Genomic DNA, 2493 nt, shown 5'->3' with positions numbered 1-2493 from the left:
AAGTGTTTCCATACTTACTGTCATACCAATATACAGCTGATACGAGCCATAAGCCGAAGCAGTGACAGAATCGATTAACAAATTTTAACTAACAGGTAATAACTGATGAAAACACAAATCAAAAAAGTCTTAATATTAGGTAGTAGTTTACTGATGTTATCGTTACTGACAGGGTGCGATTTTACCGATTATAAAACGCGAATTCAAAGGGAAAACGATATTAATAACCCAACAGGAAATAAATCAGTTTGTTTGGCTGTGGGAGATTTAACTGAGGATATGTATCCTTATACTATTAACTATGTTGAAGGCGAAATTGATCCGAAAGAGCCTTATGATAAAGTAAAGCAAAATAGAAGATTGAACTTGAAGCTATCCCTCTATGCCAAAGAGGGATTATTTACCGAAGAGCTAGTTGGTCATGATGGAGATAAACCTCTGTACCGTTACGATTTAACAGAGGAAGGGCGTAAATATCTTGATAAAAAATGGAGGGGGGGAACGAATTTCTGCTTTGGAAAAGTGGTGGTTGAAAAAATTGATAAGGTTGATGATCAAATGCAAGGGGTAAGAATGGTGATTTTTTATTACCATATGGAAAACGTGCCAAACTGGATAAAAAATAAGGATATTTATAGCTTATATAAAGGTTATGGCGGTTTAGAAAAAGCTGTATTGGGGGGTAGCCCTAGAGGCGCACATTATTACAGTTTTAAGTCTGATGGTAGCCTACGTTTGATGAGCGGTCAGAGTGGTGGATTAGTTTTATAAGCGTAAATCATGGCGTTATTGCTAACAATTTGATTTTTTTATAAACAAAATAAGCAGTGAGTTTATTTATGATAAACCAACTATTCAAAAAAATCTTAATATTAGGTAGTAGTTTACTGATGTTATCGTTACTGACAGGGTGCGATTTTACCGATTATAAAACGCGAATTCAAAGAGAAAACGATATTAATAACCCAACAGGAAATAAATCAGTTTGTTTGGCTGTGGGAGATTTAACTGAGGATATGTATCCTTATACTATTCAATATATTGAAGGCGAAATTGATCCTGATGATGCATGGGATAAAATTGCCGCCAATAATGAGCTTAATTTAAAACTATCCCTCTATGCCAAAGAGGGATTATTTACTGAAGAGCTGGTTGGTCATGACGGCGATAAGCCTCTGTACCGTTATAATTTAACGGATGAAGGTCGTAAATACGTAGATTGGTGGGGGGGGACTAACTTCTGCTTTGGTCGGGTTGTGGTTGACAAGATAAGAAAGATTGATAATAAGGATAACGGTAAGCGTACTGTCTACTTTGATTTCCATTTAGAAAATGTGCCAAATTGGATAAAAAATAAGGATATTTATAGCTTATATAAAGGTTATGGTGGACTCAAAGAAGGTGTAACTGGACAAATTATTGAAGGTGGTGCTCATTACTATAGTATTTCTTATGATGGTACGTTGCGCTTAAAGATAGGGCTTAGTGGTGCTTATGTTCTGTAATATTGTTTTAATTCATTAGATTACTGTTAAGTTTAAGATTTGCGGGGTAAAAAGTGTTTCCATACTTACTGTCATACCAATATACAGCTGATACGAGCCATAAGCCGAAGCAGTGACAAAAGCGATTAACAAATTTTAACTAACAGGTAATAACTGATGAAAACACAAATCAAAAAAATCTTAATATTAGGTAGTAGTTTACTGATGTTATCGTTACTGACAGGGTGCGATTTTACCGATTATAAAACGCGAATTCAAAGAGAAAACGATATTAATAACCCAACAGGAAATAAATCAGTTTGTTTGGCAGTGGGGGATTTAACTGAGGATATGTATCCTTATACTATAAAATATATGCCTGGTTATCATAAAGATTTACATTATCGTGACCCAATTTATGTTAATCATAAATTAAATAAACGATTAGCCCTCTATGCTAAAGAGGGATTATTTACCGAAGAGCTGGTTGGTCATGACGGCGATAAGCCCCTGTACCGTTACGATTTAACAGAGGAAGGGCGTAAATACGTAGATTGGTGGGGAGGCACTAACTTCTGCTTTGGTCGGGTTGTGGTTGAGAAAGTTACGGGAGTTGACGACCAATTACAAGGTCAGCGGGTGATCATTTTTACCTACCATTTAGAAAATGTGCCAAATTGGATAAAAAATAAGGATATTTATAGCTTATATAAAGGTTATGGTGGACTCAAAGAAGGTGTAACTGGACAAATTATTGAAGGTGGTGCTCATTACTATAGTATTTCTTATGATGGTACGTTGCGCTTAAAGATAGGGCTTAGTGGTGCTTATGTTCTGTAATATTGTTTTAATTCATTAGATTACTGTTAAGTTTAAGATTTGCGGGGTAAAAAAGTGTTTCCATACTTACTGTCATACCAATATACAGCTGATACGAGCCATAAGCCGAAGCAGTGACAGAATCGATTAACAAATTTTAACTAACAGGTAATAACTGATGAAAACACAA

The 2493-nt window shown here is 35.3% G+C and carries 3 protein-coding genes; all 3 read left to right on the top strand.

The features are described from left to right. Window positions 1–105: 105 nt before the first annotated feature. The 3 genes from A9G48_RS10465 to A9G48_RS10455 all read left to right on the top strand — a co-directional run bounded on the left by A9G48_RS10465 (window position 106) and on the right by A9G48_RS10455 (window position 2324). Window positions 106–771, top strand: coding sequence for a hypothetical protein (locus A9G48_RS10465; protein ID WP_034943636.1), 666 nt, complete (start codon window positions 106–108; stop codon window positions 769–771). Window positions 772–839: 68 nt separating this feature from the next. After that, window positions 840–1505 carry a hypothetical protein gene (locus tag A9G48_RS10460; RefSeq protein WP_141672998.1) on the top strand — a complete coding sequence of 222 codons (666 nt, stop codon included), beginning with the start codon at window positions 840–842 and terminating at the stop codon, window positions 1503–1505. 156 nt (window positions 1506–1661) lie between these two features. Then, window positions 1662–2324 (top strand): hypothetical protein, encoded by a 663-nt coding sequence (locus A9G48_RS10455; RefSeq protein WP_065568989.1) that lies wholly within the window; start codon window positions 1662–1664, stop codon window positions 2322–2324. Window positions 2325–2493: the final 169 nt, after the last annotated feature.

Origin of the sequence: Gilliamella sp. wkB18, assembly GCF_001690875.1 — a bacterium.
Taxonomy (GTDB): domain Bacteria; phylum Pseudomonadota; class Gammaproteobacteria; order Enterobacterales; family Orbaceae; genus Gilliamella; species Gilliamella apicola_A.
Note: the sequence above shows the minus strand (reverse complement) of the source record. Positions and strands in the feature narration are given on the sequence as shown.